Source organism: Streptomyces scopuliridis RB72 (assembly GCF_000718095.1).
Classification (GTDB): Bacteria; Actinomycetota; Actinomycetes; order Streptomycetales; family Streptomycetaceae; genus Streptomyces; species Streptomyces scopuliridis.
Window position 1 is genome coordinate 1 of record NZ_JOEI01000087.1, and the last position, 439, is coordinate 439.

The following is a 439-nucleotide window of genomic DNA, read 5'->3' on the forward strand; positions in this document are numbered from 1 at the left end:
CCCTGGAAGAGGTCGCCGCCCGGGCCGGGGTCGGGCGGGGCACCGTCTCCCGGGTGATCAACGGCTCGCCCCGGGTCAGCGACGCCACCCGCGCCGCGGTGGAGGCGGCCGTCGCCGAACTCGGCTACGTGCCCAACACCGCCGCCCGCGCCCTCGCGGCCAACCGCACCGACGCCATCGCGCTGGTCGTCCCCGAACCGGAGACCCGGTTCTTCGCGGAGCCGTACTTCTCCGACATGCTGCGCGGGGTCGGCGCCGAACTCTCCGACACCGAGATGCAGTTGCTGCTGATCTTCGCCGGCAGCGACCGCGAGCGACAGCGCCTGGCCCAGTACCTGGCGGCCCACCGCGTGGACGGCGTCCTCCTGGTCTCCGTCCACGCCGACGACCCGCTGCCGGACCTGCTCGCCCAGCTGGAGATCCCGGCCGTGATCAGCGG

The 439-nt window shown here is 74.3% G+C and carries 1 protein-coding gene; it reads left to right on the plus strand.

All coding sequences use genetic code 11. The features are described 5' to 3' along the window. Positions 1–2: 2 nt before the first annotated feature. Positions 3–439, plus strand: a 437-nt coding sequence (locus IF11_RS0136085; protein ID WP_244888290.1) for a LacI family DNA-binding transcriptional regulator, incomplete at its 3' end; no start/stop codon positions are given.